The 24,612-nt window shown below is 36.3% G+C and carries 19 protein-coding genes; 9 read left to right on the top strand and 10 right to left on the bottom strand.

Annotated elements, in window-relative coordinates; all coding sequences use genetic code 11:
• Nucleotides 1-65: 65 nt before the first annotated feature.
• Complete coding sequence (locus EDF66_RS02490) at nucleotides 66-938, bottom strand: hypothetical protein (RefSeq protein WP_132767702.1); 873 nt, start codon at nucleotides 936-938, stop codon at nucleotides 66-68.
• A gap of 237 nt (nucleotides 939-1,175) precedes the next feature.
• On the opposite strand from EDF66_RS02490, the gene EDF66_RS02495 reads away from it, so the two are divergent.
• Nucleotides 1,176-2,645: a sulfatase family protein gene (locus EDF66_RS02495; protein ID WP_243655974.1), complete on the top strand. Its 1,470-nt coding sequence runs from the start codon at nucleotides 1,176-1,178 to the stop codon at nucleotides 2,643-2,645.
• 130 nt (nucleotides 2,646-2,775) lie between these two features.
• Here the strand turns inward: EDF66_RS02495 and EDF66_RS02500 are convergent, their stop codons facing one another.
• Together EDF66_RS02500 and EDF66_RS02505 are read right to left on the bottom strand one after the other, a co-directional pair.
• Nucleotides 2,776-5,256, bottom strand: a complete 2,481-nt coding sequence (locus EDF66_RS02500; protein ID WP_165902337.1) for a WG repeat-containing protein — start codon at nucleotides 5,254-5,256, stop codon at nucleotides 2,776-2,778.
• Nucleotides 5,257-5,309: 53 nt separating this feature from the next.
• Nucleotides 5,310-7,613: a WG repeat-containing protein gene (locus EDF66_RS02505; protein WP_132840323.1), complete on the bottom strand. Its 2,304-nt coding sequence runs from the start codon at nucleotides 7,611-7,613 to the stop codon at nucleotides 5,310-5,312.
• Nucleotides 7,614-7,822: 209 nt separating this feature from the next.
• Between EDF66_RS02505 and EDF66_RS02510 the strand changes: the two genes are divergently transcribed.
• Nucleotides 7,823-8,182 (top strand): bleomycin resistance protein, encoded by a 360-nt coding sequence (locus tag EDF66_RS02510; RefSeq protein ID WP_132840325.1) that lies wholly within the window; start codon nucleotides 7,823-7,825, stop codon nucleotides 8,180-8,182.
• Between the two features lie 14 nt (nucleotides 8,183-8,196).
• Here the strand turns inward: EDF66_RS02510 and EDF66_RS02515 are convergent, their stop codons facing one another.
• On the bottom strand, nucleotides 8,197-9,060 hold the full coding sequence (locus EDF66_RS02515; protein WP_132840327.1) for a GLPGLI family protein: 864 nt from the start codon (nucleotides 9,058-9,060) through the stop codon (nucleotides 8,197-8,199).
• A 307-nt stretch (nucleotides 9,061-9,367) separates the two neighbouring features.
• On the opposite strand from EDF66_RS02515, the gene EDF66_RS02520 reads away from it, so the two are divergent.
• Nucleotides 9,368-10,063, top strand: coding sequence for a tetratricopeptide repeat protein (locus tag EDF66_RS02520; RefSeq protein ID WP_132840328.1), 696 nt, complete (start codon nucleotides 9,368-9,370; stop codon nucleotides 10,061-10,063).
• A gap of 87 nt (nucleotides 10,064-10,150) precedes the next feature.
• Here the strand turns inward: EDF66_RS02520 and EDF66_RS02525 are convergent, their stop codons facing one another.
• The 4 genes from EDF66_RS02525 to EDF66_RS02540 all read right to left on the bottom strand — a co-directional run bounded on the left by EDF66_RS02525 (nucleotide 10,151) and on the right by EDF66_RS02540 (nucleotide 14,554).
• Nucleotides 10,151-10,387: a hypothetical protein gene (locus EDF66_RS02525; RefSeq protein ID WP_132767691.1), complete on the bottom strand. Its 237-nt coding sequence runs from the start codon at nucleotides 10,385-10,387 to the stop codon at nucleotides 10,151-10,153.
• Between the two features lie 117 nt (nucleotides 10,388-10,504).
• A complete protein-coding gene (locus tag EDF66_RS02530; protein ID WP_132840330.1) occupies nucleotides 10,505-12,040 on the bottom strand; it encodes a TlpA family protein disulfide reductase in 1,536 nt (511 codons plus the stop codon).
• Entirely contained in the window at nucleotides 12,037-12,795 is a 759-nt protein-coding gene (locus tag EDF66_RS02535) for a LytR/AlgR family response regulator transcription factor (protein ID WP_132840332.1), read from the bottom strand. The genes EDF66_RS02530 and EDF66_RS02535 overlap by 4 nt, the downstream gene beginning before the upstream one ends.
• Before the next feature lie 4 nt (nucleotides 12,796-12,799).
• Nucleotides 12,800-14,554 (bottom strand): sensor histidine kinase, encoded by a 1,755-nt coding sequence (locus tag EDF66_RS02540; RefSeq protein ID WP_132840334.1) that lies wholly within the window; start codon nucleotides 14,552-14,554, stop codon nucleotides 12,800-12,802.
• A gap of 42 nt (nucleotides 14,555-14,596) precedes the next feature.
• On the opposite strand from EDF66_RS02540, the gene EDF66_RS26420 reads away from it, so the two are divergent.
• Together EDF66_RS26420 and EDF66_RS02545 are read left to right on the top strand one after the other, a co-directional pair.
• Nucleotides 14,597-14,722, top strand: coding sequence for a hypothetical protein (locus EDF66_RS26420; RefSeq protein ID WP_259192630.1), 126 nt, complete (start codon nucleotides 14,597-14,599; stop codon nucleotides 14,720-14,722).
• A gap of 120 nt (nucleotides 14,723-14,842) precedes the next feature.
• Nucleotides 14,843-15,343 (top strand): hypothetical protein, encoded by a 501-nt coding sequence (locus EDF66_RS02545; protein ID WP_132840336.1) that lies wholly within the window; start codon nucleotides 14,843-14,845, stop codon nucleotides 15,341-15,343.
• Nucleotides 15,344-15,431: 88 nt separating this feature from the next.
• On the opposite strand, the gene EDF66_RS02550 is transcribed toward EDF66_RS02545, so the two are convergent.
• The gene (locus EDF66_RS02550) at nucleotides 15,432-16,265 is read right to left on the bottom strand and encodes an AraC family transcriptional regulator (protein ID WP_207898401.1); all 834 of its coding nucleotides are present in this window, start codon (nucleotides 16,263-16,265) and stop codon (nucleotides 15,432-15,434) included.
• Between the two features lie 83 nt (nucleotides 16,266-16,348).
• Between EDF66_RS02550 and EDF66_RS02555 the strand changes: the two genes are divergently transcribed.
• Genes EDF66_RS02555 through EDF66_RS02565 form a run of 3 tightly spaced genes read left to right on the top strand, consistent with a single transcriptional unit; the run spans nucleotide 16,349 to nucleotide 18,893 of the window.
• Nucleotides 16,349-17,296 carry an NADP-dependent oxidoreductase gene (locus EDF66_RS02555; RefSeq protein ID WP_132840338.1) on the top strand — a complete coding sequence of 316 codons (948 nt, stop codon included), beginning with the start codon at nucleotides 16,349-16,351 and terminating at the stop codon, nucleotides 17,294-17,296.
• A gap of 14 nt (nucleotides 17,297-17,310) precedes the next feature.
• Nucleotides 17,311-18,267 carry an alpha/beta hydrolase gene (locus tag EDF66_RS02560; protein WP_207898403.1) on the top strand — a complete coding sequence of 319 codons (957 nt, stop codon included), beginning with the start codon at nucleotides 17,311-17,313 and terminating at the stop codon, nucleotides 18,265-18,267.
• Nucleotides 18,264-18,893 carry an NAD(P)H-dependent oxidoreductase gene (locus EDF66_RS02565; protein WP_132840342.1) on the top strand — a complete coding sequence of 210 codons (630 nt, stop codon included), beginning with the start codon at nucleotides 18,264-18,266 and terminating at the stop codon, nucleotides 18,891-18,893. The genes EDF66_RS02560 and EDF66_RS02565 overlap by 4 nt, the downstream gene beginning before the upstream one ends.
• An 84-nt stretch (nucleotides 18,894-18,977) precedes the next feature.
• Here EDF66_RS02565 and EDF66_RS02570 read toward each other — a convergent pair whose 3' ends face one another.
• Entirely contained in the window at nucleotides 18,978-22,115 is a 3,138-nt protein-coding gene (locus tag EDF66_RS02570) for a GH92 family glycosyl hydrolase (protein ID WP_132840344.1), read from the bottom strand.
• Between the two features lie 378 nt (nucleotides 22,116-22,493).
• On the opposite strand from EDF66_RS02570, the gene EDF66_RS02575 reads away from it, so the two are divergent.
• Nucleotides 22,494-24,599, top strand: coding sequence for a hypothetical protein (locus EDF66_RS02575; protein WP_132840345.1), 2,106 nt, complete (start codon nucleotides 22,494-22,496; stop codon nucleotides 24,597-24,599).
• Nucleotides 24,600-24,612 lie beyond the last annotated feature (13 nt).

The raw sequence follows: 24,612 nt of genomic DNA on the forward strand, positions 1-24,612 counted from the left end.
TCATGTTTGTTTTTACTGTTAAAATGTAAAACATGTATAATTGTGATCAAATTTTATTATTCCATTTAATGATTTGGTTCAGCATGGATTTCATAGCCAAATCCATCTTCCTTCCAGGACTCTTTCTTTAAAAGAGCCATATTTGAAGTTTTACCGAGCCAGATCTTGATCACCTGCTCCGCTCTTACACCTTTCCTAAAAAGCTTTTTGAACTTGGCATGGATACCTTTAGTGGTTTCATCATATTTAGGTTCTCCATATAGGGAGGATATATATGTTGTAAAAACTTCCAGTTCTCGTTTTCCTATTTCAGGATTAAACTTCCTATAATCCAAATGCTCAAATCGCACATTTAATTTCGAGAAAATTTCTTTACCGATTTTATTGCTGTAGACTTGAAATTCATAATCTTGTGTTCCATTGTTGGTGTAGCCAATATTTTCATTCGGATCACCACTCAGCTCACTCCATTTAACGTGCAAAAAGTCTCCATCGCCAGAAATACGGATTGTTGCAGAATCTTTTACAACTAAGTCCTTTCCTCTATACCCCTTTAAGTAGGTTTTATAATTTCCTGGTAAATAAAAATAATGCCCCCAAGCTGTAGTAAACCGATATCCTCCGGATTGTTTAACGACAAGATTCAGTTTCTTGGGACTTCCTTCAACTTCCCATGTGAGCGAATCTAAATTTTGATATTTTAAGGGAATTAGCATTGATCCGTTTGGTCCATTATAAGTACTATCTTTTAGTTCAAACATCACCATCTCGTAGAAATTTTGATTGCTCTTATCTGCAACTATTCTGATCGGTACTTTTTCTTCTTCGCCAGTAGGATGTTCGACATCAATTTCGTCGACAAGTGAACCAAGTTCTTTGTCAGAACATGAAATTAGTAAACAGCTTGTTAAAAGTAATAAGCAGATTTTTCTAACCATAATTTAAGTCTTACTTGGGAGTCTACTCAAAAATAAGAATTAAAGCTTTATATTACAAGTTGATCGTGAATATTTTAACCGTTTTTTCATAAAAAAACCTTTGAAGTATGTAGTAAAAATAATATTATTTGTCCTTTCCAATTATTTATACGCTTATTACACCGATTTTATTCTGAAAGCATTTCACAATTTTCTTAGATTGATTATTATATTTGCATTGAACCGAAACACTATACCTTGAAAAAAAGACATTTATTAACCCTTATGATCGCGGGTATTTTTATTCCGCTTAGTATAATTGCACAAAATAAAAAGAGCAAACCAAATGTTATCTTTATTTACGTAGATGATTTGGGATATGGTGATTTAAGCTGTTATGGTGCAAAGGCTATTTCGACACCAAATACAGATAAATTGGCCACAAATGGACTGCGATTTACGCGTGGACATGCAACCTCTGCAACCTGTACTCCTTCCAGATTCGGTTTAATGACCGGTCAGTATCCCTGGAGAAAACCGGGAAGAAATATTCTTCCCGGAGATGCAGCTTTGATTATACCAACAGATCAGATTACCTTGCCTAAGGTATTTAAAAATGAAGGTTATACCACTGCTATCATTGGTAAATGGCACTTAGGATTAGGTGACCAAATTAATAAGGATTGGAATGCGGATATTAAACCAGGACCAAATGAGGTCGGGTTTGATTATTCATATATATTTCCTGCAACAGCTGACAGAGTTCCGACCGTTTTTATGGAGAACCATCGGATAATAGGCTTGGATCCCAAAGATCCTATTAACGTCAATTATAAAAATAAAATAGGAAATGATCCTACTGGAAAGGAACATCCTGAATTGTTAAAGTTACAATCTTCTGTTGGTCATAACCATACGATCGTAAACGGTATAGGAAGAATTGGCTATATGTCCGGTGGAAAACAAACAAGATGGACAGACGAAGAATTGGGAACTACGTTTTTAGCTAAAGCTCAGGATTTCATAGCGCAAAATCATAAGAAACCATTTTTCCTGTATTTTGCACTGCATGATATTCATGTGCCGCGAATGCCTGCCACCATGTTTAAGGGTAAAAGCAACTTAGGCTATCGGGGTGATGCTATTTTGGAAATGGATTGGATCGTTGGTCAAATAACAAAGCAACTTCATGAACTTGGTATTGAACAGAATACGATGATCGTTTTCAGCAGTGACAATGGCCCTGTACTGGATGATGGATATGCTGATAAAGCAGAAGAACTAAACGGAATTCACAGTCCCGCAGGTCCACTACGGGGATGGAAAACGGACCTATATGAAGGTGGAACCCGTGTCCCTTTTATTATCAGCTGGCCCGCACACATTAAACCTGCTGTAAGTCAAGAATTGGTTTGTCAGATTGATTTCGTTGCCAGTTTTGCCAGTTATTTCAATCAAAAACTTCCAGATGGACAAGCATCTGATAGTCAAAATTTATGGGATACCTTTGTTGGCAACGCGAAACAAGGAAGAAAGACATTGATACAAGAAGGATATAGCAACCTTGCTATTGTATCTGGAGACTGGAAGTATATACCTCCATTTGGAAAAAATGGTCCTCAACTCTACAATCTTAAAGAAGATCTTGCGGAAGAAATAAATGTATTCGATCAATTTCAGGAACAAGCCGCCATACTAGAGGCATTATTTAAGCAAGAGAAAAATTAAATTAGGATATACACTCATCACTAAATTTAATCATATTATGCTTTAATTATTTAAAAAAAACAGCTTCAATTGATAATTGAAGATGTTTTCACAGCATGAGAATTTACAAGACTTTTTAAATCTAAAACTCTTATTTTATTTTGAGATAATTACCTTTTTCATCAATATATTTCCAGACTGCTTCCCGATAAACCAGCAACGGGAAGATGTTTTGCTTTGTATCTAAAGGTGAGTCGAAAAAGGTGGGAGCATCAAATAAGATTTCTTCGAATTCAATTGGCACTATTATGTTTCCTTTAGCATCCGATATGCCAAATTTTTTATTTTTTTGAAGCAGAAAATAAGTTCCATTCTGAAGGGCCCGAATCTGTGTGTATTCAATTGGTAGCACCTCTTTTCCTGTGGTAAGATCTCCCAATCCATACAAATATTCATAACCGTTTACTTTTGGTAAAAAGACTGAATTATTAATAAACACAGATTCTTCGTGGTTTAGCCTAGAATTTGTGAGATCATATGTCAGGGGAAAGATCAATGCTCCCTTTTTATTGATAAAACCCATTTTAAAAACCAGTGCACGGCTGTCTGAGTTTTCAGATTGACATACCATAGCGGCATCGCCCCGGAAATCAAATGCCCAAACATATTTCGGTGAGACGATTACCTCACCCGTATTGTTGATATAGCCATATCCTTTTTCGTTGTACAGCAAAGCCATGTCACCTTTAAAGGGCAAGATCACCGTTTCCTTACCGGGATCCTTTGGCAGATAACCTTCTTTTACATAGGTTACACTAAATGCTCCTTTGAATTCTTTTTTTGCCTTAATATCATAAAGAACCCCGGTTTTGTCATTTTTCGACACTAATAGAAGATTGGGATTATTGATCGGATAAACAGATTGATAATCAAACGCCTGCAGCTCCATGTCATCCATATTGAGTAAAAGGTATTTTCCTTTTATATCTTTTATTAAACAGTATTTAACTCCTATGGTGTCTATTCGTTGAATAGCTGTCTCCAATATCTTTTTTCCTGCAAGATCATACAGATCACTACTCTGATTATCCATATCATCTGTATCTTTTTTCCGGACATTGTTTGCTTTTATAAGGTTTCTATTCCCGAATTTCCCCATAATAAAACTATCGTAAACGGGTGGAATGATTTCCTTTCTGGTATCTAAATCGTAAATGCCCATTTGTCCATTTTTGATGAATGTCATTAGATTTTCCGGCGCATCATAGAGTTCGGAAATCCCTTCAAAATCGCTTAACAACAGGTGTCCATCTTGATCAAATAGGCTGGAGATTTTATTTTTCTCGGTAATGATATATTGCTCTTTTGGTTCGTTGTTCTTAAACTTAAAAAGATCAATCTTATAATATTGTGGTTCAATACTGGTGTTTGTGCCGGCAAAATACAAACCATAATATGCTCCTTTTTTAATCTTAAAAGTAGCTAGGTTATTACTGCCGGATGAGTAAAAGTAATCATTGACATGTGTTATTTCTCCATTCTCGATTTCGAAAAGCACCTTCCGCGTCTTATCCATCAGATAAGACTTTTGCTGTTTTTTAACAACAAAATAATCGTCGTATACTTTTATATCATCATATTCATTTGGTATAATAACTGACCCTGATAAGTCTGAAATTCCTTTTTTATGCTGTTTTGTGGTCAACAGATAGTCTCCATAATAACCTAAATATGAATTATCGTTAGGCAGTTCGATATTATCGAAATCAAATGGTATTTTCAGATCACCGTCCTGCCCGTATACACCATACTTGTTATTTTCTTTTACAAGTAAAACACCTGTTAATATTTTGGCATCAACAAACTCTCTTTTTGATGGTATATGTATGATAAGCGGCTGTCCATTTTTTGAAAAGGAAGCCACCCATTTATCACTCCGCATATTCCAATGTGCATGCTCGTATTTAAATGGAACGAGCACTTTTTCACTCCAATCCATGACTCCCCACTTACCATTTTGCTGTGCATATACATAGGTTGAACCATTGCCACATCCCCCACAATAATCAAATGCATCATAGCCCTGACTGGTCGTTACTTTATTTTGCGATTTACTGTATAAATACCATTTTCCATTTTGTTTAACATCAAAATATTCACCATCTAAATATCCGATATCATCGAAATAAGGTAAAAAAGTTTTATCAGCTAAAAATAAGCTTACCTTTCCATTGCGCTTTACTTTCCAGAACTGCCGAAATTCGATGTCAATATCATCGTAGTCTACTGCTAACAAAAGATCTCCTTTTGGCGAAATAATTCCGATTTTTCCATTTTTCAGATACTTCAATACACTTTTTGGAAGAAAATCTGCTTCCTCTTTAATCTCACGTTGATAATCTTGTACTGAATACGCATCGTTAAAACTTACGGGGGTAGTTTCTGCAAGTTCAATTTTCTCCCCATGCACATTAATATAATAAACCTGACCTTTATCTGTTATTTTCGCGAAGCCATTTCTAAAGGGTGCCATACGATTTTCTTCAACATATGAACTGCTTATTTGTGCTGCTGCAGGATGTGAAAAACAAAGTGTTGCAGTAAAACAGCATGCAGTAAGTATAAAATTCAAATTCTTGTATTTTAAATATGATGAAAATGATGTCATAAGCGATTATATTTAGATTAAAAAGAGCATTCTTTTGCTTTTATGGAATACTTTTGACCATCTTTCCCAACGAAGTAATACCAGTCACCCTCTTTTACCAATAAGGGCCAGGTTTTTTGATCTCCTTCATAATTCCTACGAATATCGTCATATAGGGGCGCTACAAGGATATTACCAGCCCAATCTGCCAATCCATACTTGTTCGCTTTCGCAAAGGTAAAATTAGGATATGCACTACTTGTCTCTATGTCATGGTATTCTGCTCCTAAAATAACCGTACCGTCTCGTCGTACTAACATCTGGCTATCTTTTCTAGCAAAAACTAACATTTCAGCATCTGCGCCAGCGGTATACACTTCATCATACTCAAATGGAACGACTGTTTTACCATCCAAATCAATCATTCCTTTCAAGTATTTGAATCCACTAGAGGCTTCTTTGTTTTCGATCTTCTTTGCTGCAACAGCATATCCATCGTAAAAACAATCAACTTGATCAATGCCCGTAAATCTTTTCTCCTGACCTAAAGTATCAATAAAAAGATTTCCTTCTCCCGCATATATTTTTTTCAGCCCAAAATAAAACCCAATCATAGCATGCTTATTATAATTGAGGAAACGAATAAGGTGATAATTACCCTCGACCTTCCATGAAGGGTTCGCATAGATCTTCGTACCATCAAAAGTGGTCAATTGATAAACACCTTCTTTCGTTTCGATCTGCAAAAAACTGTCATTCACCACATGTACATCGGTAATATCAGCTCCTAATTTACGAAGCTTACGTTGTTTGATATCATAGAGTAAAAACTCGTAATTATAATCGGCAATCAGTTTCCGCAGTAGAAAGAAACGGTGATTCAGTAATGTAATATACTGTTCATGCGCTGCAAAAATAATCTCGTTTTGATCCAGATCAAACAATCCAATTTTTAATGCAATACTTCCTTCTTCTTTTCCTTCTGAGAATACAATAAAACGATTCGCGAGATCGAATTCGTTTTGTACTGCTTCTTTGGAATATTGATAAGAATCATTAAATCTGTATTGAACTGGTAATAGTTCGGTTCCAGTTTCATCCACAATTCCAGATTTTAGTTCGGAGTCTACAAGAAAGAATGACTTACCTCTGTAATAGTGAAATTGTATATTCTTGTATTTACCACATGGGATAATTGTTTTTCCGTTCCAACTGTACAGCCCTTTTTTTCCAGCCTTCGTGACTTCTATAAAATAGGGTGCCTGGTTTATCTGTTGCTCATAAATTAACTTCAATCTGACATCTTCTGGAGGTTTTCTGACCAACATTTTCTCGGTTAATGCATCGGAGCCGGTGGCATATTTATGATGGCCATTTGCCGCTAAAAATCTAATCTCCTCAAATTGAAAATCCAAAAGTGTTTTTCCCTGCATATCAACCACTCCGTATTTACCGGATTTTTTGGCTATTCCCAGATTTCTAATAAAAGGATCCAATGATTCAAATACTGGCGATACAATTACTTTTTGAGTATTCGGATCAATAACTCCAAACAAGTCTTTTTGCTTAAAAATCAAAAGTTTTGATCCTTCAATTGCTTTATAGTCCGTATTTCCTGAAAGTAATATCGTACCTGTAGTATCCATTAAATAAAGCTGTTTATTTTTTGTTCCCTCAATATAGGTCTGCAGTCCCCCTACGATATACCTTAAATAGTCATCATACTCGACGGGGATGATAACTTGCCCGCTAGCTTTAGCAAGTCCACTTTTATCCGCCGTGCGAACCTCCACATACTCGTCAGAAAAAAATTTTGTGATATATTCATATTCAGGCTCATGTACTAATTTACCATCAGAGGCTGAGGCCCAGCCCCAAAGATTATTTTTGGCAATTCCAATACTATTTTTATTAATAACTGTGGCATTCTGAAATTGTAAGGGAATAATAATGTTGCCCTTATCATCAGCGACTCCGGTTTTACCATCTTTTTTTAAAATGATGTATTTGTAATCGTATGATATTCCTGCATACCACTGTCCTTCGTATTCCGTAGCGAGCTCAATTTCATCATAATCGATAGGAACGACCATGTTTCCCTTATCATTCAAGACACCATAATGCCCCTTCTTCACGACAACAAATAGATCTGCATCATGTTCTTCCACATCATCTATGAAATGATTGCCATCCAGATGATAAAAATATTCTTTTCTATCTTTTTTGACTTTTACTAATGGAGACATCGAACCTCCGAAGCCTATCGCATCTGCAGTCTGAACTGTTTGCGAAAGACCTAAAACAGTTGATAATAAGAGTGAAAAAATAAGAATATGCTTCATTGATAACCCGTTTCTCCAAAGATCTAGATTTTAAACCGAAAAATACACCCCTGAAATCCGCTAATTTTATTCTTTTAACATCCTCATTATTAATGGCTGTATATCATTGTTCGAAAATAAATCGTTAATTTTATACATACAGTATATATGATCGTAAAGTTTTCTAGTCATACATACAGGTTTAACATCGCTAAATAAAGAATAAAACTATGCTAACAGCAATACATCCGAAATTACCTATGCGCGATAAATCGTTAACAAAAGACTATTATGTCAATCAATTAGGTTTTGAAACTTTCGGCGACCACGACTATGAAGGTTATTTAATGCTTTTCAAAGATGGTATTGAAATTCACTTTTTTGAATTTAAAGAACTTGATCTGAAAGAAAATTATGGCCAGGTTTACATTAGAACGGAGAATATTGAGACCGTTTATCAGCAGTTCTTAGACAATAATGTCGCTATTCATCCAAATGCTCCTCTGGAAATTAAATCGTGGGGGCAAAAAGAATTTTCGTTGCTCGATCCTGACAACAATCTATTAACTTTTGGACAAGGTGTCGATTGAATTTATAATACAATTTAAAGCTCAATCCAATTATTATCTTTTCTTATCACCTCATTCAACCTTTCTTGAGCCGCTTTTCTATCCTCAGCAATACTTCCGCCATTTGATTCCATTATGGAAAGCATATTTTTTTGATAGTACCTTCTATCTTTGAACAGCTTATCTTTGTTGATTTTTTTAATTTCAACATTTTCTTTTTTGTTTAATTCTATATCCTCGTCTACATTTTGAATAGACTGAAATTCAAATTTCCATGTTTTACTTGAATCTTCTAATCTTAAAATTAGTCCCGGTAATTTTCCGAATTTGTAAGGCCCATCCGATATTGGAATTTCTGTTGAAAACCAAGCTGTCCAATGCCTACCGCCAAAGTCTATTTCAGCTTTTTGACAAAGAAATTGCTTAATGGTAATTGTGTCTGAAGATAATTTCCAACTGTCCATTGCTGTAGCAGGCTCTGTATAATAATTTATTTCTTTAACATGATTTAAATTGCTGCCTGAATATTCATCATAGACTTTGATCTGTCCAGTATTAGATTTTAATATTTGATAATTCAGGTTATTGATCTTTCCAATTGTCACAACCACTGGTGCAGAAAGTTGGATAACTTTATTATTAATATAAGCTGCATACGTGGCATCTTGCTCAGCTTTATGAAGTGTTCTAAATAAAGAAACCGTATCTGATAACAGCAACTCTGTCAACTCGGTAGTTTTAGATGCTGTATCTAAACTATCCATTTGAAAAGTCATATTATACAGTACCTTTTTATGTACTTTCAAACGATCAGATTGGGCATAAATAGCCGTACTGAAAAACAATGCAACAGTTGAAACTGATAATGATAATAATTTTACGCGTTTATTTAAGTTCATATTTATGTGGAGTATTGATTGAGTCTACTTTCTAAACACATTGAAAACATTGATTTTTTGAAGTTAACAATTTATCCTGTAATGACAAAATTATTTACCACATAAAAAAGTATGTACTAGGGTTAATAATAAGGTTATTAAAAACAATGAATTCTAGAATAAAGTAACAAAAAATTAATAATCAATAGGGGAAAGATTTCAAACTGAGGGTAAAGTGTATGACTATAAATCAAATATTGCGGAAAGCTGTACTATAAAAGTGTTTTAGAATTATGTAAATTGAAATTGTTTTATAACACATCACATCATGTACAGATACAAAAGTAAGCGTTTTTCACTTAAAGATTTGGAAGAAATTATGCATAAATCTCAACATGGAGATTCAGATAGTCAATATTTACTTGCAAATTATTATGATGATGGATTATGGATTGATGAAGAACCCATCTTGCAACAAGATAAAAAAGAAGCATTCGATTTAACAGAAGCGGCCTATAGGAATGGTAGCAAACAAGCTATGATAAGCTACGCCAATTATTTATCTGTTGGGTATGCCTGTGACAAAAACGAAGCGCTAGCACAAAAACTATATAAAGAAGCGATTAAAGCAAATGACTGTTTAGGTGCTTTTAATTTAGCTCGTTTGTATACTACGAATGGGAAATATAAAAAAGCATTTGAGTTTTATCATCTAGCGGACAATATGGGTAAATATTGTGCATTAGAAATAGGAACGTGTTATTATTATGGAATTGGAACCAAGCAGGACATTAAAAGGGCAATTTGTTATTATAAATCTATTTTAAGGTTAGAAAAGTATTATTCCGCCTACGAATTTGAAGAGGCTAATTATATATTGGCAAAATTGTATTTGGAAGGAATTCACTTACCCAAGTCTCTTTCAAAAGCAAGAAAACTCTTAAATATGGCTAACATAGACCGAGATCACAGAAGTGCCCAGAATATCCAAGCGATGTTAAAAAATTCCCATAACTCATACTGATATGGTGTAGATAAGGATTATGATGAGGAAAAGATTTAAGATACAGATCAACATTGAATATCGCAGCTGATCTGTATAATTTAATGACTAATCTTCATCATGGTCTTCTCCAGCTAGCGAGAACTTGATTGATTTTTGAGGATAATCATCAAAACTTTTTCTACTGGTATTACCAATTACTTTTTTAAGGCTTACTTTATCTCCTAATCTAAAATGAAGTTCTACTAACTGATAGTCCAATAAATATGGCCCACAAAAGTAATTACCCTTTTCGTCTTGCTCAATTATTCCTTGATATAGCCCTCTTTTTGTTTCTCTTGGCATGTTATTATATTTATGGGACAAAGATACGAAGAGTAAAGGCATTTTAAACTATTAACACAAAAGATAATAATAAATGGTCTGAATTACATGATCATCCTATTCATCATGATCTCTGAATCAGAGTTGTGCTTTCAACATATCTAACGATAATCCCTGCATACTGGTAATCGTTTCGGAATCATAGCTTCCATCAGGTTTTAGCATAATATACGAAGGAAAACCACCTTTATTAAATAAATTCATCGCTTCGCTTGTCACCTTTTCATTAACAAATACATGAATACCGGGCTGCTCTATTTCAAGCACTTTATTTTTCCATTTCTCTTCACTTGAACTGGATGATGTGCAGATATAGACAAATTCAATTGGTAAATCAGCTTCTTTTGCTTGTTTATGTAGCTCTTTACTATAAGGCATTGCTTGAATACATGGGATACACCAGGTTGCCCAAAAATCAATTACAACAAGTTTATTTGGAAATGTAGATTTCAAATCTCGCAAAAAATCAGCCCCAGATTGATGTTCATCGATATAAAGTAATGCTCCAGATCCGGTTTTTAATATGTGTTTTCCAAGCGTTGATGCAACATTTTCTTTGACATTTTCTTTAACAGTTGATGCCTGGTTGATTGAATCAATTTTCTCAATCTTACTGTCCAACATGGCAATCTGAGATCGTACATACTCGGTAGACCACTTGAAATGCAGGGTCGGAGCTAATTGTTTATAAAGATCACGCTGAAGTTTAACATCTCTATCTTCTAGCTGTAACTTGATTAAATCTGCGTAAGCTGCCGGTAGTATGCTATCGCAGTAATTAGCAAGATTGACAGGACTATATTTTTGACCGGTAGTTTTAAAAGAGGATCTTACATAATAATTCAAAAATTGTATATATGTGCGTGAGTTATTTGATATCGCGTAAACAGGAGTCAGTAAGTCTTCTATCTGTTTTACTTGAATATTGTTTTCAAGTAAATATTTCAATTTATCTTCATAATAACTGGCCGCTGTTTCACTTTCGACTAAATATTGATAAGTATCGCCATATGTAGTATAGAACATATGATTAACACGATCCTGAACAGCAAATAAGCTATCTAGATTGGTTAAGAATGCTGTATCTTTTTTATTTAGATCCTGCAATTTCGTTGAAAAACTTTCATTATGTTTTTTATCGAATAATATATAATTATTCATCACCTCATTTTTTTTACCATCTTTACCACCAAAAGTAACTCCCTCGCCATTCCAGTAAACAAATTTCTTTTTCAATTTGTCCAGATCGAAAGTGAGCTCCAGTTTTTCATTTAAATAGATACAGATATATGCATATTCTCCAAACGTGAACCATATTTGCTGATTCATTAATTTATCTGGTATGACAATACTAAAAGTGCCATCTAGAGCTACTTTAGTTGTATAACTTGATTGAAAAGGATTTCCCGCATTCACGATGCTATATTTAATCGTAATTCTTTCGAGATCGGACGGGCTTGCATGTAACACTTTTCCCTTTATCTGAGCTTGTACCTGATGAGTAGATTGTGTATCAAAAGCCGCATCTGTAAGTGGCATTGGATGACTTTTTCCCTGAGCAAATAAAGCTATTGGAAAAACGATGCTAAAAAAGTAAATAATAAGAGTTTTCATGGTTTTATAATCTGGTTTAAAATTTGATATACATATTCTTTTTTCTGTCTGGCAATCGGTACCAAAAAATTATGTTGCATATGAACTGCCGGATTATCTCCTTTGGTATACCCCAACACATGCTTCGGATTTATGAGATGGCTCTGATGTGTTCTTATAAATCCATATTGACTTAACATTTCATCGTATTCTTTAAGGGTCTTACTGATCACAATTGGTTCTCCCTCCGACAGGTAGATCTCGGTATAATTATCATCTGCACGACATCGAACAATTTGAGCAACGGCAATATACCGGGTTTCTCTTCCAGTACTTAAAGCAATTTTATCTTCATCATGTTGCTTGTTATTGAGATTCTGGATTAAGTTCTCCAGATTGGCATTGTATTTCTTCTGCCTAATTTTTTCAACGGCTTTATACAATGCTTCTTCCAACTCTTGTATATTCAATGGTTTGAGCAGATAATCCAATGCTGAAAACTTAACAGCCCGAATTCCAAATTTATCATAAGCCGTTACAAAAATCACTTCAAAACTACGCTCTCCTATTTCCTGTAACAGATCAAAACCATTTTTTTGAGGCATTTGAATATCTAGAAAAATTAACTCCGGTTGTGTATTTTTTATCAGTAAAACACCTTCGTCAGCATGGGTAGCTGTACCGACCAACTGTAGATTATCCCTATACTTATCTAAATAAGAACTTAATATTTCGATGTTGTTTACCTCATCGTCTATAATTACATATCTGATCATCTGATTAATTTTTAGAAATCCAGTTAGAAATCAGGATACAGACCTGAGTTTTATTGTTAGTAGTCTTAATCTCAATATGAAATGTATTTTCTGGATAAAGCTTATTAAGTAAATTTAGACGTTCTTTGCTCAATCGAAGACCATATCCACTTTCATTATTTTCAACCGTATAATCAAATCCGGCTCCATTATCTTCGACACAAATACGCATGGTCTGTCCGAGCTGATCAATGATAATACTGATCATACCTGTATTTCCTAATATAGCGATACCATGTTTTACGGCATTCTCAACAATAGGCTGTAATAACATAGTTGGTATTTCAATGAGATCTGCATGAACAGAAATTTTATTTTCAATCTGATAATGAAAACCAAATCTTAACTGTTCCATTTGTAAATAATCGTCCAATAATTGTAATTCTTCACTTAGTGGATTCATTTCTTTTTCTGCATTTTCTAATGTTGCGCGAGTAACCGATGCAAATTTACTTAGGTAATGATTGGTTCCGATCAAATCATTCTTTTGAATCAAATTTTGAATGGAATTGATGGCATTGAACATAAAATGGGGATTTAACTGTGCCTGAATATTCTTGATCTGTAGTGTAACCGCCTGCTTTTGCTGCTGTACTTGTTTGATCTTTCTCTGACTTCGAGACCTCATCATGAAGAATCCAGCGCATACCATAATTGAGCCGGCTAAAAGATAGGGCCATATGATAGGCCACACCGCTTGTGTGGTCTTTATTGCTGTCGGCACTATTCGATAGGAAATGCGCAAGATCTCGCTATCTTTATATTCCGAAAGATCTCCGGTTTTATGCACCAGCAGTTCATACTGACCTACTTCATTCAAATATTGATTTGAAATGGTAAACTTGTCTAACTGTGTCCACCACTCCAGACGAAGTGTATCCACCTGACCATTGCTATTTTTAATTAAATGAATGGAATATGGAACGGTCTCATGCTTCTCAAATTCTAGATCAAATTCAGTAATACTATCTTTCTGAAAGGTCCATCCTACCGGAACTCCAGTATGCTTATCATAGGATTGAACCTGCCCCTTATTCAAAGAGTCGTTTAATACATTGAAATACCCGTATTCTCCTGATCCTCTTGCTACCAGCTGCTTCAGTACGGGGCGATTATTTTTACGCCAGTCAATGATATAACCATCTCTGATGCCGTAATTCTTCTTATGCCTGACCTCTACAAGGATCTGTTTTCCGGGATAATTAAAAGTGCCTATAGCACCATAAGGGACTTTGGCTCCATACTCCATTGACAATTTAGGTATCGGAGACCAGGGAACTAGTTCGATGCTATCATGCTCTACGACCCGGTAGACATAATCCTTATAATTATCTTTATTAATCCCCATAGCGACAATGATAGCATCGGAACTATCGGGTACAATATAACTATAGTAGACTTTGGATATGTTTTGAACAGGTGCCGTAAAATAGTTTTTAAGTTTAGGGCTCAATTTTATACCGAGCAATATTGGGGAATTGGGAACATTATTCAGGCCAGCTCCAGGTAATTTTACTTTATTATCAAAATTACCATAGACATGCCATAGATATTTAGCTGATTTGACATAGACGATATCATTGCGTACCATCATCCGCTTATCTGTTGAAAAACCATGAAAATGAAAATTATCTCCGAAAAAGTAGTCATTCCCCTGCTGGTCCTGTGCCCAGGTTTTAAAAAATAAAAGTAGCAGCAATAATAAAAGTGTTCTTTTCATTTCTATTTGGTTTATGGATCGAAAATGCTCAAATTAATTGGAATGAAAAAAGAAAATGAGCAATTGGCAGGATGTATTGAGTATCTGGAGAAAAGAGTAAAATATTCCTATAAAGATTTAAATCCTGATCAATTGAAGATCAAGACATACATCCTATTTTCGGATTAATTTGTTATATTTATAAAGTGTAGAGCGTGCTCGAAAGTGCCTTGTGAGAAGTACTTAAAAAAATAAAATACCTTAAAGAACGCAAATAGAGACTATTTATAAGATTAATTCCGTAAACAGATGACTATACGAAATACCATTCTTTTCTTAAGTATAATCTCCTTGGGATGTACAAATCAAACGACTAAAGTAAACGATAAAAAGACAACTGATAGCTTATCCAAAGTAACAGATAGTTCAATAATCGGCAATTTAACCGCCATACAACCGGTTAAAACTGATTCTACTTTGGGAAAAGTATTGATCCGTACTTATGAAGGAAAAGCTGCTTCATCTTCTCAATACACATTAATCGTTCTAAATCAAGAATATAGTGGTGATGGACAGTTCTCTATCAGTATCTATGATAACAGGAATAAAAAATTGTTCGTAGCACAAGGTAAAAGATATACGTTACGAGGTGAGAATGACACCACGCTATGGCAGTTTGTAACGAATGATGATAAATATAGTTTTGAATTTTTAGTTAATGCGGCTGACTCAATTACATTGGTCAATAATCCTTATAGTCAAGATAACCCTATTTTAAAAATGATTTCAAGTGAAAAAATAACGAACTAGTATATTAGGACACCGTAAATTTAATACACTTCATACTCAGTTCTTTCTTAATCAATAAGCTTACCTTCAAATATCTGCTTCTGGTTTGTTATCCAGCCGTTTTCTCTCTATATTTTTTTAAACTCAGTCCATGATGGCGTTTAAAAAATTTATTAATATGACTTTCATCCGCAAATCCAAATTCATGTGCAATCTCATGAACTCTTTTATCACTAAACCTTAATCGATGTTCTATTAAGCGGATCCGATACGAAGAGATATACTGTTGTATAGATTCATGACATTGTTTACGAAAATAGCTTCCGAGATAAGTGGAAGATAGTCCAAATTTTTCGGCCATTACTCCTATTTTTAAAAATTCGGGTTGCCGTATATTTTCCTGTATATAATCCAATAATTGCAGTATGCGTGTATCTGCAGTCTGTGAAATATGCTCTGGTTTAACAATCGCAATATTCCTTGCTGCTATGACAAGAATGGCATTGACCAGATGTCTTCTCAAATCTTCATTATAATGCCCATGCTCTTCGCATGCCTGTTGAAGATTTTGCATCAGCAAGCTGACCATCTGCTTGTCTTCCTTATTGACGAGCACAGATCCCGACAAATGAGAGGCATTGTATAATAAGCATTCTATATGGTCGATGCTTTTCCATTGATATTCTTTTATGTAGTTTTCGCCAAAGCGTACGACCAGAAACTCATTCATTCCATCGAGATCAAATTCATGACAATCATGTGGTGTCAAAAGAAATAAGTCTCCTTGAAAATAATCAAATTTATTACCATTGACACCGTGTTTTCCGTTGCCGGAGATAACATATACGAGTTCAAAGAAATTAAACTGTCGATCACGTAAAGGACATACTGAAACTTGTTCGTAAAAAACTTCTAAGGATTGATAGATATTTTCTCTTGCCATGATGCAAAGGTACCCAAATAACACTTAATTGTACCTGTTTTTACCTCCTTTTTCAGTCTATTTTTGCTAATAAAAATTAAGATATGAAGGCAATTGTGTTAGAAAAATTTGGCGGGGTAGAAAATCTGATTTATAAGGATATTGAAAAGCCTATATTAAAACCGGATGAAGTACTGATTGAAGTAAAAGCAATTGGTGTCAATCCTGTGGATGTTAAGGTCCGCAGTAGACAAGCTCCTCTTGCAGAAGATTTAATCAGGTATGATCCATTGATCTTGGGATGGGATGTTTCTGGAGTGGTAATAGAGGTTGGAAGTTTGGTTAAAAAATTTGGGATTGGTGATGAAGTATTTGGAATGGTCAATTTCGTCGGACATGGACGTGCTTATGCTGAATTTGTTGCGGCACCAGAATCGCATCTTGCCTTAAAACCTAATCGGATCAGTCATATTGAAGCTGCTGCCAGCACTTTGGCTGCATTAACAGCGTGGCAAGCATTTACCACATATGGAAAACTGCGCACTCATGATGTCGTATTGGTCCATGCCGCATCTGGTGGCGTTGGTCATTTCGCAGTACAGATAGCAAAATATATGGGCGCTTATGTCATCGCGACATCATCGGTACAGAATCGTGATTTCTTGCTCAACATAGGGGCTGATGAACATATTGATTACAACTCAACGGAATTTGAACAGGTCCTTTCGAATGTCGATTTTGTACTGGAGTCACTGGGGGGTGCTAATTTTCAAAAATCAGTTCAGGTTTTAAAACCTTTTGGCACTATCGTAGCCCTGCCATCGGGACATACGAAAGATGATGAGTTAAAAGCTCGTGAAAAAAATCTTCACGCCTGCTTTTTTATGTCTGTCTATAGTGATGGAGCGGCTATGCAACAAATTGCGCATTTATTAGAAACGGGTATTCTGAAACCTCATATCTCACATGTTTTCAATTTTGATCAGATGAGAGAAGCGCATCTGCAAATTGAATCTGGGAGAACGGTAGGTAAAGTGGTTGTACAATTTTAAAGCAATTTGAAATCATGTTGGGGAATATAGATCCAGAATTATTAGAGGCTATTGCTGCTAGTCCTTACAGTAAAATAAAATATGAATATCTGCTACAAAACGATCCTACAAAAATCAGAGCGGAAGAACTACGTTTGTCTTTAAACGAAGAGCCTTTGATTATACCAGAGCAATTACTTGTTGAAAATATGCTAATTCCATCTTCTCAGTCTGAAGAACCGATACGTTTGAGAATCTACAAACCAAAAGCTAAGCAAGATTTACCGGTATTGTTATATTTTCATGGTGGCGCATTTATATATGGAACTCCGGAGCAGTATGATTTTATACTCTTTGAATTAGCACTTGAAGTGGGTATGCTTATCGTTTCTGTCGATTATCGATTAGCTCCAGAATATCCTTTTCCTGCAGCTATTGAAGACGGCTACGATACCTTATTATGGCTCTATGAAAATGTGAGCAAACTGGACGGAAATAAAAATATAATCATTATCGGTGGCAGCAGTGCAGGTGCGACAATCGCTGCATCGATTACTCACCTAGCCCGGGATAAAAAGAATAAGATGATCCAACATCAATATTTACTTTATCCTCCTATGTGCGATACGTTGAAGAGTCCATCGATGGACAGTTTAGCAAAAGCACCGATGCAAACAAAAATAGCGGCTACATGGATGTGGAAGCATTATTTATGGAACGGCAGAACCCATGTCCCCAAATATGGGGTGCCATTGCGTGAATTTAATTTTCATCATTTACCCCATGCGACCATCGTTGTCTGTGAATTTGATCCTTTAAAAGATGAAGGAAAATTGTACGCAGAAAAATTATGTTTAGCTGGCACTTCGGTCGAATTATTGGAAATAAAAGGTGCAGTACATGCCTTTGATTTTTTTCCTTGTCTATTATCGGAAACCTTTTATGCACAGCAAATCGAACTGTTTAAGAAAATTATCAATCAGAAAAAATGAAAAAAATAGTTGTTATCAACGGGCATCCGGATAAATTAAGTTTCAATAGTGCTCTGGCAAATGCTTATATCAAAGCGGCGAAAGAATCAGGTGCTGACGTACGTTATATTGCTCTTGCCGACTTGGACTTTAATCCTAATTTACAATTTGGCTATAGGCAGAGAATGGAACTGGAGCCCGATCTGCTCCAAGCGCTGCAAACCATTCAATGGGGTGAGCATCAGGTATGGATTCATCCACTCTGGTGGCTCGGCATGCCTGCTCTGATGAAAGGTTTTTTTGACCGAGCATTTCTACCCGGCATTACATTTGGCAAGTCTAAACAGGGTCTAAATGTGGGCTTACTTCAAAACAAGACTGCTAGAATCATAACCACAGCGGGTGATCTAAACCTAAAAACTTATAAAGAGGTTTATGGATCCAGTGGATTGATTCAATTGAAAAATGGTATTCTGGAATACTGTGGTATCACTTCGATTCAAAGTAGTTTTATTGGACCTCTTGAAAATTTTGATGAAGCTGATCGATTGAAAGCATTAAACGATGTTGCAGATTTAGCGAGAGATGACGCAAAAGCGCTACCTATCGGCATAGTAGCTGATGATAGCATCCCATATATTGGATGAACACATCATTAAAAAGCTCATCTGCAATAAAATACAGATGAGCTTTTTAATGATGGTTATACATAACCTACCTGAATCAATGGTTTAATGATGCATAAGCCCCCACTGTTTATTTGGTTCAGACCCCATTTCTAGGACAAGCTCTCCTCCTTTCAGAAGCTCGGAAGCATCAAAATAAAATGTATCAAGTTTCTTTCCATTCAGGGTTGCGGCCTGCACGTAGATATTCTGTTTGCTGCTGTTATTGGCTTTGATCACGAATTGCTTTCCTCTACCGTATCGGTTATCCAGTTTAATTTTGATCTGTTTGAACATGGGACTTCCAATTTCATATACCGGATTGCTTCGCGTACCTCCATCCATCTGGAATAAACCGATTGCAGTCATGATATACCATGCACTCATCTGTCCTTGGTCTTCATCACCGAGATAGGCATTGGAAATGCCTTGTCCATAATACCTTTCGGCGATAGAACGGCTATATTTTTGCGTGAGCCAAGGTTTGTTCATGTAATTAAAAATATAGGCAAAATGCATCGATTGTTGATTACCTTGTACAACGGGGTAATCCCAGTATTGATCATTTGGCCCATTATAACGCCATTTTTCACTTTCTCCAAATCCCCATTCCAATCGCTTTAACAGCACATCTTCACCGATCCATTTGGAAAGCCCAGGTAGATCCTGAGGGACAAAGAAGGTTAATTGCCATGCATTACCTTCTACGTAATGATGGTTTGCTCCAGATTTGAATGGATCAAAGTCTTTTAACCATTCGCCTTTTGAATCTTTCATCCGGGCATAGCCGGTTGATGGATCGATTGCATTTTTCCACCAGGTTCCCCGGTCATTAAAATATGCATAATCGTCAGTTTTGTTTAATGATTTGGCAAATTGACCTACCGTCCAGTCATCATAGCTATATTCTAAACTATTGGAAAAACGACCCAGATCTGATGGTACATATTTATATTTTAAATACACATCTAGATCTCTATTGCCCGCAAATCCGCCTTCAAATTTCAGCGGGCTGGTCATCTGCATTTTCTTAACTGCTGTAAAAGCCTTTTCTACATCATAATCACGAATTCCCATCTGATATGCTCCGACAATCAGCGGAATTTCATGTTCTGCAACCATCACTGGTATATACTCCATTCCTGCTGGTCCTTTAGCTAACCAGCCGTCGGCATCGTACATCGCTAATTGTGATTTAACCCATTTGTTTGACCATTCAGGAGTCACCAGATTCCAAAATTGATTCAGATTCCAAAAGGTATTCCAGAATGCGTCACATCCAAGTGCCAGATCATTCTTGTTCGTGAGTGTACGAACTACTTCACGTGAATCTCGCCATTGCCCGTTAATATCGCTAAATGTGTTTCTACTGGCAAGTGCACGGTACATATTGGTGTAGAATTTCTCTTTCTCCAAATAATCGTCGGAGGTGATTTCCAAGCGGTCGAGCAATTCATTCCAGACATCGTGTTGATGTGCTACAACCTGATCGAAAGACCATTGAAAAGGTTGGGTGATTTCCTGATGCAAATTCTCTTCGGCATTTTCGATACTAACATAGGATATGCCTGTGCGCAATTGAACTGTTTTTTGTTTCCTGACATCAAATTCAACAAACATGCCGGCTTCTGTCACCTGCTTACCTTCGCCATCTTGGCCAGAACTGACCTGGTCACCTTTCCATGTTCCGAAGTTGATAATGGGACGATCAAACTCGATTGCAAAATGAACAATGTAATCTTGTTTTGCATCGGTAGACCACACATTTTCAGATAGCTGACTGCTATACCCAATGATCTTAGTGTCTGATACTTTCTTTAGTTTATAATCTAAAATCTGGTAAGGATACTCGCCGTTAGCTTTGAGGTCGATCATCACCCGGCCTGTATCGGATCTGTTGAAAGTATAACGTTGAAAACTTGCTCGCGTTGTCTGTGTTATGTCCACATCGATATCGTGATCGGTCAAATTGACGTGATAGGATCCTAATGGAGCACGTTCGGTTGTCTTATCAATCTGTGAGCGATATCCTGATTCGGGGTCGTATTGATCTCCGACCTTAACCTGCAGTTTTCCTGATGTCGGAAAGGTTCCTAACCCTCCCATTGTCCATTCATGGATATGACTAAAGGAACCGATCGATTCTATTGAGGGTTCATAACCTGCCTGCCAACCAATATTTTGATTATCAGGACTGATTTTCACCATACTAAATGGCATCCAGGGTCCCGGAGCAATCATCCATCGCGAATGAGCTGTACCAATCATGGTATTAACATAGTCGGAGGCACCTCCAAGTCTTTTCGGTTCTCGTGTCACCTGCAAACGATCTGTTAATTTATCATTGATGTAAATTTTACATATACTTTGCTTTCGTTTTTTTACGGGATCAAGGGGAACTTCGAGCATGGATAAGCCCTTGTCTAAACTTCCTTGATAGACAGATTTACCATCTATAAGAACCCGGATACGCTGGGCATTTTTTAGACGAAGCACCTCTACCAAAAGATTCTGCACACGTCCTTTAGGACCATTAGATTCGAAATCAGCAACCTTGATCTGCTTTACCAAAGCATCATAATTTGTGATCAATTTGGAATTTGCCGGCCCCAGCAAACGAAAAGAATCAAATTCAACCCATCCACCTTTCAAAACGGTTAAAGTGATATGGTTATATCCTGCGCGAATTACAGACGGATCAGGTTTTATAATAAGCTTCTTCTTCCCCAAAGCTCCAACTCCAGGTTGTCCTGTACCGGCTCCATTAGTAATATCATAATTATAATTTCGACCATTAATAGATAGCTGCAAGGTTGGATGATTTTTAGGATCCGAATTCACAAGGTCTACTTCCAATACATAAGGCTCATTGCCAGATGCTTTATCCAAAGCGTAATAGAAATTAAGGAAATGAGTCCGTAAACCTGAAGTAGGCCCTGTACCCCCCCACTCGTTTGCGGGCCCTGGAAGAACATAGGGAAATTCCGTATTTAGCTGGCTTTGACCAATGATTACCTGTCTGTCTTCATATCCCATATCATGAGCCAAAAAATTCTTATAATCTCCTGGTGCTAATGCAAATTCTGCACTCGAACCATCAGGTTTACCCAATTGCCAAATTACATTTTGCTGTGCTAAGGCCTCCTGTCCAAAAGCAAGAAAAAATAATCCTGTTGCTACTAAAAATTTATTTCGTTTATTCATACTGTTTAGTTTATTGGTTATTCTTAAAAAAACATCTGCTTTCTGATCCAATTCAAAAATGGGATCATAACGACAATATTTAATTAAAAATAGACACAATCATCACTGGTTTAAAAGGTAATTATTTGACAAGATTTAAAATAAATATCGATTTTTCAATCGATGCCATGCAGGTATAATTAAAATTTAACTACACTTAATATGCATCACGCGTCTCATCTATAATACAATAATAAAACTTTGTACGTACATATGCAAGGATAAATACTAGATTGTACATACATACTTATAAAAATTGGCAATTACAGCCTTTTATTCATACTGGATTAACAATGGAATGGGTTTTATTCCTTATCTTATTGTCCAAAACCGATTATAATGAAAAGATTCTTCTTTTGCTTACTATGTATACCTTTTTTTCTACATCAAACCTCTGGACAAATTGCTATTGATCGAAAAGCAGTAGTAGATAGACATCGGATTGTAACCAACAAACTTGATCTGTTGAGTCCAGCACAGGTTGGTAATGGTGAATTTGCTTTTGCAGTGGATATTACCGGTTTACAAACATTTGTACCATTTAACACTTTATCAAACTGGAGTTGGCACAGTAGTCCTTTACCACAAGGTATGAAGGAAAGTGACTTCAAAAAGACTACTCTCAAAACCAATGGCAAAGATGTTCCTTACGATCTTCCAAATCCAAAACAGGAACAACTATCCAACTGGCTTGCAGCAAATCCGCATCGTTTCAATTTAGGACGTATAGGTTTCAAACTAATTCGAAATGATGGTAAACTGGCAAATCAGAATGATATTTCACATCCCCATCAAAAAGTTGATCTCTGGACAGGAATCATTAGCAGCAGTTTTGTATTTGAAGGTGTACCAGTCCATGTTAAAACAGCTTGTCACCCCGATAGCGATGCAATTGGGGTATCGATTGAAAGTGCACTTATCGGGAAGGGGCAACTTGCCGTTTTCTTTGCATTTCCTTATGCCATAGAACAGGGATATGAGAATTACCTAGGTGTATATGATGGCGGTGATCAACATACCTCCACACTTCATAATTTAGAAAAAAATTCTGTACGTATAGACCGTACAATGAATAGCACACATTATAGCGCTTCCATTAAATGGGCGACTGATGCTCAGATGATAAAGACAAAACAAATGCATCGTTTTGAACTTATACCCAAAGATACAGCAAAACTTTCCTTCACTTGTTTCTATTCAAATCAAACTAACGATATTCAGATACCCATCACTTCAAACCTTTTTGATGAAAGTGAAAAATCATGGAAAGCATTCTGGAATTCTGGAGCTGCTATCGATCTATCTGAGAGCAAAGATCAGCGATGGAAAGAGTTGGAACGGAGAATTGTATTATCGCAATACCTGATGCGACTGAATGAGTCGGGCTCTTTACCTCCACAAGAAAGTGGTCTGGTCAATAATGGCTGGTTTGGTCGTTTCCATTTTGAAATGATTTGGTGGCATGGCGTACATTATGCGCTCTGGAACAGATGGGCATTGTGGGATAAAAGTCTTTCGACATATCAAAATTTTTTAAAAACATCAACAGAAAGGGCACTCAATCAAGGATATCAAGGAGTACGCTGGCCCAAGTGTACTGGTGATATCGATCGAGAATGGCCAGACTTAATTCATGCGACACTTGTATGGCAACAACCCCATCCCATTTATTTTGCCGAACTCGATTACCGATTGCATACGAACAAGGAAACATTAACGAAATGGAGAGATGTGGTATTTGCAACTGCAGATTTTATGGCAGATTATGCTTCGCATGACAAAACAAAAAATCAATTTGATTTAGGTCCTCCTCTATACTTAGTATCGGAAAATTCTGATCCATTAGTAACCAAAAACCCGACATTTGAATTAAGCTATTGGCGTACTGGACTACGCTTAGCACAACAGTGGCGCGAGCGACTTGGCATGCCAATAAATAAAAAATGGAAAAATGTACAGGATAAACTCGCCCCCCTACCTCAAAAAAATGGCTTATATGAAACTTATGAAAATATACCAGACATGTGGGAAAAATATAATTATGAACACCCTGGACTAATTGGTACTTATGGTATGCTTCCTGGAGATGGTGTAGATCCAGAAACGTTCAAACGCACACTTAAAAAAGTGTTGGAAACCTGGAACTTTGATCGCACATGGGGATGGGACTTTCCCATGCTAGCTATGGCTGCTGCTCGTTGTGGCTATCCGGAACTGGCGATCGATTTGCTACTACACCCTAGTAATAATTTTCAATTTGACCAGCATGGTTTAGCCACAGGTGGTCCATTTCCCTATTTTCCATCAAATGGTGGATTACTAACTGCAATTGCCATGATGGCCGGTGGTTGGGATGGTTCATCCTCAAAAAATCCTGGATTCCCTAAGGATGGAAATTGGTCAATTCGTGCCGAAGGATTCAATCCTTTACCAGCACTAAAATAATAGCGAAATAAAA

This window comes from Sphingobacterium sp. JUb20, from assembly GCF_004342035.1.
GTDB classification, from domain to species: Bacteria; Bacteroidota; Bacteroidia; order Sphingobacteriales; family Sphingobacteriaceae; genus Sphingobacterium; species Sphingobacterium anhuiense.

Excerpts from the sequence above, each read along its gene's own strand:
- EDF66_RS02490 (WP_132767702.1), bottom strand. The coding sequence starts at position 938 with ATGGTTAGAAAAATCTGCTTATTACTTTTAACAAGCTGTTTACTAATT.
- EDF66_RS02505 (WP_132840323.1), bottom strand. The coding sequence starts at position 7,613 with ATGAAGCATATTCTTATTTTTTCACTCTTATTATCAACTGTTTTAGGT.
- EDF66_RS02510 (WP_132840325.1), top strand. The coding sequence starts at position 7,823 with ATGCTAACAGCAATACATCCGAAATTACCTATGCGCGATAAATCGTTA.
- EDF66_RS02515 (WP_132840327.1), bottom strand. The coding sequence starts at position 9,060 with ATGAACTTAAATAAACGCGTAAAATTATTATCATTATCAGTTTCAACT.
- EDF66_RS02520 (WP_132840328.1), top strand. The coding sequence starts at position 9,368 with ATGTACAGATACAAAAGTAAGCGTTTTTCACTTAAAGATTTGGAAGAA.
- EDF66_RS02525 (WP_132767691.1), bottom strand. The coding sequence starts at position 10,387 with ATGCCAAGAGAAACAAAAAGAGGGCTATATCAAGGAATAATTGAGCAA.
- EDF66_RS02530 (WP_132840330.1), bottom strand. The coding sequence starts at position 12,040 with ATGAAAACTCTTATTATTTACTTTTTTAGCATCGTTTTTCCAATAGCT.
- EDF66_RS02535 (WP_132840332.1), bottom strand. The coding sequence starts at position 12,795 with ATGATCAGATATGTAATTATAGACGATGAGGTAAACAACATCGAAATA.
- EDF66_RS02540 (WP_132840334.1), bottom strand. The coding sequence starts at position 14,554 with ATGAAAAGAACACTTTTATTATTGCTGCTACTTTTATTTTTTAAAACC.
- EDF66_RS26420 (WP_259192630.1), top strand. The coding sequence starts at position 14,597 with ATGAAAAAAGAAAATGAGCAATTGGCAGGATGTATTGAGTATCTGGAG.
- EDF66_RS02545 (WP_132840336.1), top strand. The coding sequence starts at position 14,843 with ATGACTATACGAAATACCATTCTTTTCTTAAGTATAATCTCCTTGGGA.
- EDF66_RS02550 (WP_207898401.1), bottom strand. The coding sequence starts at position 16,265 with ATGGCAAGAGAAAATATCTATCAATCCTTAGAAGTTTTTTACGAACAA.
- EDF66_RS02555 (WP_132840338.1), top strand. The coding sequence starts at position 16,349 with ATGAAGGCAATTGTGTTAGAAAAATTTGGCGGGGTAGAAAATCTGATT.
- EDF66_RS02560 (WP_207898403.1), top strand. The coding sequence starts at position 17,311 with ATGTTGGGGAATATAGATCCAGAATTATTAGAGGCTATTGCTGCTAGT.
- EDF66_RS02565 (WP_132840342.1), top strand. The coding sequence starts at position 18,264 with ATGAAAAAAATAGTTGTTATCAACGGGCATCCGGATAAATTAAGTTTC.
- EDF66_RS02570 (WP_132840344.1), bottom strand. The coding sequence starts at position 22,115 with ATGAATAAACGAAATAAATTTTTAGTAGCAACAGGATTATTTTTTCTT.
- EDF66_RS02575 (WP_132840345.1), top strand. The coding sequence starts at position 22,494 with ATGAAAAGATTCTTCTTTTGCTTACTATGTATACCTTTTTTTCTACAT.